The sequence below is a fragment of the Croceitalea marina genome (genome assembly GCF_042684265.1).
GTDB lineage: Bacteria > Bacteroidota > Bacteroidia > Flavobacteriales > Flavobacteriaceae > Croceitalea > Croceitalea marina.
In genome coordinates this window covers 1-5,328 of the sequence record NZ_JBHULB010000015.1, presented here as the reverse complement: position 1 = coordinate 5,328, position 5,328 = coordinate 1, and the positions used below count along the sequence as shown (strand labels likewise).

Genomic DNA, 5,328 nt, shown 5'->3' with positions numbered 1-5,328 from the left:
CCAGTTCCGACATCGTGTTGTTCCGTCTGAGGTTTATTGGCTTAAGTTAGGGAATTTTATGGACGAATAGCAGTCGTACTGCCTGGCCGATGATGGCAAATAGGAAAAAAAGGTAGGGCGGCGACCTAGACCGCCCGGTTTTTTACGTTCCGGAGGAATTGGCCATCATCGTCTCGGCTATGATTAGTGCGGGGCGGAAATCCAGCGAATTTCCTGTCTCGCGCTAAGCAAAAACTTTGGGTTTTGTTTTTTTTACTTGCACGAAGCAAAATCCCAAAGATTTTGCGACTTCATAAATATACACAGACCTTGGCGTTTTAACCCGAAGTCCGTATTAATTATAGCCATTGTTGGCGGTAGTTATTTGTTTTTTAATTCTTCGGAAGGCATATATTCTTGAAGAAAATCATGCATTTGCCAGAGTGTTCTTTCTCCAATTGGCGAGAAAAAATCCATCACATGAGGCCAACCTTCAATTCTGTCATAGACATAGGGGACTTTTTTTGATTCTAGTACTTGTGCTAAATTATCAGAATTTTTTACAGATACAGAACCATCAAGCGAACCATGTATTAATAAAATCGGTGGGTCATTTAGGTCTACATGTTGGGTTGTTGAAGCATCAATATAATTGGTAGTGTCTAAATCATAAGATGTTCCAATATATAATTCAGTAAAGGGATGTTCTCTTTGAATTGTCAAACTCATATCATGTATTCCATACAACGAAATTGCACCTTTAAAGGAAGATGGATTTAAACCTTTTACATATTCTCTATCGGAGTTAGCAGCTAGTGCTATAAAAGCCGCTAGATGACCACCAGCAGATATGCCATAAGTCATAATTTGACTAGCATCTATATTATACTCCTTTGCATGTTCGATTAAGAATAAAATGCCATCTCTTAAGTCTTCGATGTTGGCTGGAAATTTGTGATTTGTTGATAACCGATAATTTATTGATGCAACGGTGTAACCCATTTCAACAAATTCTATTGCACGCTGCGTATAGAACTCTCCTTTATCACCTGCTTTCCAATAACCACCATGAATTATTAGTATTAGTGGGTTCGATGATTTATCAGTTTTATTTGAGTATATATCCAAACCGAGTGATAATCCATCAGTTTCTTTATAAATAACATCTGTTGATTTTTTGATGTTTTCAGGAAGAGAGAGTTTTGTGTCATATACCATTGGTACGTTTTGGGTTGCTACTCCAAATAAAAAAGCTCCATACATTGGAAAAGGCTCGTAAGCTGGCGGTTCTTCCAAATGATATAAACTATCATAATTAATTGCAATAATTCTGGGACCAAAGGTTTCTTTAGAATCTTTCAATTCCTTCTCTTGATGCTGAACACAAGAACTTAATGAAAACGCCAATATGGTGATTAATGCAAGGTGTAGATGTTTCATTGTTTCATTTTGCTTAATTACCGCCAACGGTCTCGTATATGAAACGTAGCGTGTAAATAGACGCTAACTTTTCGGATTATACACAAGCCGAATTTTTATCTTTTGTTTTTATCTTTTTATTTTAAAAGCCAAATTTAAAAATTTGGCGACTTTGCAAATACAAATAAACCTTTTGGAAAGCCTGTATTAGCTATGTTTTATATACATTGTTAGCCACTGGCTTTTTTCCCAATCTTGTTCAATATTTCTTGAATATGGTCAGGATATTTCCCCTCAAAATATTCAAACACTAATGGATTTCCTGTACAAAAATGACTCGTATATGTAATCCAAGTTTCTACACTGACGTTTTCGTTCATTTTAAACAGCTTGTATGTTTTCGCTTTTAAATGAGTCCCGATTTTTTCATTAAAATTCAAGTCGGAATCCCTTCGTTGAAAATATTCTGTTTTCTCGTAGAAATGAATTGCTCCATCAAAATGTCTAAAATGTTTATTTTTTATATCATATTCCGCGTGTAAGTAACGAACAGGATAGTATTCTGTTCCTCTAATATTAATAGTTACTTTCTCTGTCTTAAATTCCTCTGCTTGAAAAGTTTTTATTTCATTCTTTTCTGTCCATTTGATGTCAAATGAATATGCATCGTTGAAGAAGAAGGAAATATCAGTTTCATCTAATTGGGCTGGTGGGCGAATTTTCACAACACCATTTGGGATTTTCTCAATTTGTTCTTTAAAAGATGCACCATACCAAGTATCAAGTTCCAAATATGCTGAATCATCTACATTTACTCTTACTCGATTTGCATCTAAAGCAATGTATGTTTTGACTTTATCATCTTTAAATTTCCAAAAAAGGTCAATAAATCGAGGTGCGAAATTTGCAAATTCACTTAAACTTCTCCTAAAATAAGGATGAGCCATTGCAATGAATTTATCAGAATACAACATTCCGCTATTGAATATTTTTTTCTCAAAGTGCTTTTCTAAAGACTTACATTCAATCAGTTCTTCATCAACTTTTTCTAATTCAGGTTTGAGGTGGAAGAGTAGGTTGGGATATTTTGCGACTATTCCGATTGTTTGTATGTAACTAAAATTTTCATTTGTCAATTTCAGTCCAATTTCCGAGCACAATGAAATAAAATCTTTTATTGTCTTGGAATGGTTTTCAAGCTGTTTTTTCTTTTCCTCTTGTTGAGCTTTAAAATACCTTTCTTTTATTTCAGACATTGATTCCATTCGGGTAAGTGATGTTTTTTTAGCTTGTGNTACCCGCTAGATATGTCCAGTTCCGACATCGTGTTGTTCCGTCTGAGGTTTATTGGCTTAAGTTAGGGAATTTTATGGACGAATAGCAGTCGTACTGCCTGGCCGATGATGGCAAATAGGAAAAAAAGGTAGGGCGGCGACCTCGACCGCCCGGTTTTTTACGTTCCGGAGGAATTGGCCATCATCGTGTTCGTGTATGGTTTCGTTGCGTAGAGACTAAGATAGCAAAAAGGGAATAACCCATTGTTCAGCCGCGAGGAAATTCCGAAGGGAATTTCAGACGCAATGAACTATACACGTTGTTGTGTGTAGTTTTTATTCAGAAGCTGGATTTGTCATTAGTCCAACAATTTCAATTACCTCATAATTGACAACTGTTCGAGCGCCTTCACGTCCATAACATTTCATTCCGATTTTAATTTTGCCTTGATGATATTTACGCATTTTATCATTTACAATCCACATTTTCGCCTTTCCGACTCTTGGTACAGGTTTGTCTTTTTGTTTAATTACATTTCCACTTTCATCAATGAATTCAGGCCAAATCATAAAAAGATGATTTTCTTCATGTTCTTTATGCTCATACCAAAAATCCCATCGTATACCTTGGTAAGGCAATGTCTTTCTACCATTTTCTGATTCAGTCAAAATTTGATATTCTACCAAAAAGTCATGCGGATGTCCTAAATTTTCATTGTATGGTTTGTGATTATCCATGACACTTAATTAAATATCTGTTGCTATAATTAGATTTGGCTTTTGCCCTTGATTTATTTTTCTGTAATTGACAAAGGCTCCAGATTCCAGAATTGCATTTAGTAATTCAGGTTTATTTTCCTTTAGGAAATTTCCATTTTCGATTTGTAATAATATTGGCTGTTCAGTCAAATCATCAATACAGTCAATCCAAGAGTTCATATTCGCTCCGTAATAATCTGGAAAATTCAATTCCGTTTTAAATTCCAGGTGAAATGAATTCCAATTAGTTAATTTTTTACCATCAATTTTGAATGTTATCATTTCATTTCTCAAATTACACACAACGGTTGGGCTATGGTTTCTTTGCGGAATCGTCCGCTAGGACATTCCGAGAATACCTAGCCATCAATGCAAGATAAGAATTTCCGGTAGGAAATTCCGCCGCAATGAATTATAGCCGTTGTTGTGTGCTGTACTTTTTTCTTTCAAATGTTAATATTTGCTCTGCCCAGGATATTTTTTCCGCGAAGCTCTCCATTTCAAATTCGAAATATTTTCTTTGAATCTTATTCAACATCTCGGTTGATAATATCCAAGAAATAAACTCATCTATGTTCTCGGTTTTGTCATACAATCCACTTAGTTTTTTTCTATCGAAAATTATGGTTTTTTCATCAATTATAAATTCGGCTAAGTGTTTTATAGCCGCTTTTGATTCCGATTTGCCCCAAATATCTAGTAAATCAGCAAAGTTTGGATAGAAATTAGCAAGCGCAGAAAAGTAATCTCTAAACTCCCATTCCGCCTTTTAACTATTATCATTTACAATACTTTCCCACAACGCAATCATGAATTCTTGAATAACAATTCGCTCATTTTTTGGCCAATTTTTCCAATCAGAAAGAACGAGTTTGTCAAAGGCAATCCAAATTTCGTAAGGCGTTCTTAATTCTGCTGTCAATTCAAAAATTCTAGGAAGAAAATGTTTGAAGTCTGCAGCTTTTCCCCAAGTAGTTATTGCTTTGCCTGTATATCTTGATAAATCGTCTTCGTCTAATTCACGTAAAGGTTTTTTGAAAATTAATCTATTCCAAGTATCTAATTCAGGCCCATAGTTTAGACTTCCAGTCATTTTTGGCCCGCTATGATACTTTTCGAAGGTTTCATATAGTTCTTTTATGTTACTTAATAATCTTGAGGTCATTTTTCGTATAGCACACAACGGTTGGGCTATGGTTTCGTTGCGGAATTGTCCGCTAGGACATTCCGAGAGAACCAAGCCATCATTGCAAGATAAGAATTTCCGTTTAGGAAATTCCGCCGCAATGAATTATAGCCGTTGTTAGGTAACGTTTTTAGAGCACCAGAAAATATATGATATTGACAAAAGTGCTAAGATTATCGGAAATATTATGTCCAATGCAAGAACCATGATTCGGAAAAAAATACGAGTATTTTTAGTCTCATTTTCAACCTTTTTTTTTGCGGCCGAATCTGGAGTATCAACGTATACATTAATATCTCCAGTTGCGTTTTTCCATTTTTCCCTATAGCTTTTAGTAAATTCTTCATTCCCAAAACGAATTAACAGCGCAACTAGAAAAAAGATAATAATGTAACCTACAAAATGAGCGAGAAATTCAGCCTCTCTAATTGGAATATTAAAACCTAAGAATTCAAAAGATCCGGTTGAATATTTTATTAGCTTAACTAAGAAAATACCAACTATTGATGCTATCAAGAGTGACTTTCTTAATTTTTTGACGTCCCCAAATTCAAAATTTTCCATATTTATTTTAAAATGTTACCTAACGGCCAGGCGGGTATTGCGAGTAGCGTCTCAAAGTATTTGAGCTAGCTACGATAGCAATTAGACGCTATTGGTCCATACCCGCTAGATATGTCCAGTTCCGACATCGTGTTGTTCCGTCTGAGG

At 35.1% G+C, this 5,328-nt stretch carries 6 protein-coding genes; all 6 read right to left on the bottom strand.

From position 1 onward, the window contains the following. Positions 1-360: 360 nt before the first annotated feature. Positions 361-1,419, bottom strand: coding sequence for an alpha/beta hydrolase fold domain-containing protein (locus tag ACFSQJ_RS11555; protein ID WP_377767106.1), 1,059 nt, complete (start codon positions 1,417-1,419; stop codon positions 361-363). 209 nt (positions 1,420-1,628) lie between these two features. Beyond that, positions 1,629-2,663: a hypothetical protein gene (locus tag ACFSQJ_RS11550; protein ID WP_377767105.1), complete on the bottom strand. Its 1,035-nt coding sequence runs from the start codon at positions 2,661-2,663 to the stop codon at positions 1,629-1,631. 345 nt (positions 2,664-3,008) lie between these two features. Then, positions 3,009-3,410, bottom strand: a complete 402-nt coding sequence (locus ACFSQJ_RS11545; protein WP_377767104.1) for a hypothetical protein — start codon at positions 3,408-3,410, stop codon at positions 3,009-3,011. Positions 3,411-3,419: 9 nt separating this feature from the next. Then, positions 3,420-3,713 carry a barstar family protein gene (locus ACFSQJ_RS11540; protein ID WP_377767103.1) on the bottom strand — a complete coding sequence of 98 codons (294 nt, stop codon included), beginning with the start codon at positions 3,711-3,713 and terminating at the stop codon, positions 3,420-3,422. 487 nt (positions 3,714-4,200) lie between these two features. After that, complete coding sequence (locus ACFSQJ_RS11535; RefSeq protein WP_377767102.1) at positions 4,201-4,596, bottom strand: hypothetical protein; 396 nt, start codon at positions 4,594-4,596, stop codon at positions 4,201-4,203. 138 nt (positions 4,597-4,734) lie between these two features. Then, a complete protein-coding gene (locus tag ACFSQJ_RS11530) occupies positions 4,735-5,181 on the bottom strand; it encodes a hypothetical protein (protein ID WP_377767101.1) in 447 nt (148 codons plus the stop codon). Positions 5,182-5,328: the final 147 nt, after the last annotated feature.